Source organism: Roseobacter weihaiensis, from assembly GCF_020622345.1.
Taxonomy (GTDB): Bacteria; Pseudomonadota; Alphaproteobacteria; order Rhodobacterales; family Rhodobacteraceae; genus Roseobacter; species Roseobacter weihaiensis.
Genome location: NZ_JACNMO010000075.1, coordinates 1 through 1,367, shown reverse-complemented (window position 1 = coordinate 1,367; position 1,367 = coordinate 1). Strand labels below are relative to the sequence as shown.

1 protein-coding gene is annotated in these 1,367 nt (G+C 56.3%); it reads left to right on the top strand.

Annotated features, from left to right (window positions below; translation table 11 throughout):
• Nucleotides 1-90 precede the first annotated feature (90 nt).
• A complete protein-coding gene (locus tag H7847_RS26555) occupies nt 91-1,134 on the top strand; it encodes an IS110 family RNA-guided transposase (RefSeq protein WP_227272728.1) in 1,044 nt (347 codons plus the stop codon).
• The last annotated feature ends 233 nt before the right edge of the window (nt 1,135-1,367 follow it).

The following is a 1,367-nucleotide window of genomic DNA, read 5'->3' as shown; positions in this document are numbered from 1 at the left end:
GACATGGCGTATCTGCGGCGAATCCGGCTTGGGAGGTTTCGAACGTCGTTAAAGTCGATGTTGAAACCATTCAGCCAGAGGAGAGATACCATGAAACGCTACGTTGGAATTGATGTCGCCCAAGAGCAATGTGCGCTTTGCATTGTGGATGATGCCGGCGCGATCATTTTTGAAGGCTCGTGTGCCACTGATCCTGATGAAATTGTTCGAGCCATTGCTGCTGAAGTCGACGATGTTGAGAAGATCGTTCACGAATCTGGCCCGCTCTCGATCTGGCTGACGCGGGAGTTGATAAAACGGGGTGCGCCGGTTGTCTGCATTGATGCGCGAGCCGCCCACAAAGTGCTGTCAGCGCGGATGAACAAATCTGACAAATCAGATGCTGCCGGCCTGGCGCAACTGGCCCGCACAGGTTGGTACGGCGAAGTTCATGTAAAGAGTGAGGCGAGCGATCAGTTGCGCCTTGTGCTTTCTGCACGGGAACGGTTGATCCGCATCCGGATGGATATCGAAGGGCAAGCGCGGGGGCTATTGAAGGCCTATGGGATCCGACTTGGGCCGGTAAATGCCGGGTACAGCCGACAGAGCTTCCGCGATCAGCTTGGGGTGGCAATCAAGGGAGAACCAAATCTGGAGATGATCTTCGCCTCATTGATCGCCGTACATGAAGCTGTCTGCCTTGAAGCCACAGCAATTGATGCAAAGGTGCAGCAGCTTGCCAAAGACACCCCTCTTGCCCGGCGGCTCACCAGCATTCCCGGTGTGGGGCCCATCGTCAGCCTCAGCTTTATTGCTACGATTGATGATGTGACGCGGTTTGGCAAAGCAACGGATGTTGGTGCCTATTTGGGACTGACACCGCGGCGTTATCAATCTGGTGAAACGGATTGGTCGGGACGCATCTCCAAACGTGGTGATGGGGCCATGCGCAAACTGCTATATGAAGCAGCCAACATCCTGATCCAACGCGTCGCGCGCTTCTCGCCACTCAAAGCATGGGCAATGCGGCTGGTCGCGCGGAGGGGAATGAAGAAAGCCATGGTTGCCACGGCGCGAAAACTGGCTGTCATCATGACCCGCATCTGGCGTGATGGCACGACCTTCGCCTGGACCAAAGAGGAGCTGCCTGCATGAGATAGCCACCAACCGAATACGCCCGTCCGGGTGTACAGACGTCCCATCGGGACGGAGGCCGGATGACCTCGCCTACCAATGTCGATGCGCCTGAACTCAGGCGACCTCGCAGCGGACCATTTTGAGGCACCAGTCCCCGACGCCATTATGAGGCGGCACTGCCGACCTCGGAGAGAACCATGAACCCGATGAGATCAAAAACCCACTTGAATTAACGGCCGCAGATAGAGAAC

Excerpts from the sequence above, each read along its gene's own strand:
- H7847_RS26555 (WP_227272728.1), top strand. The coding sequence starts at position 91 with ATGAAACGCTACGTTGGAATTGATGTCGCCCAAGAGCAATGTGCGCTT.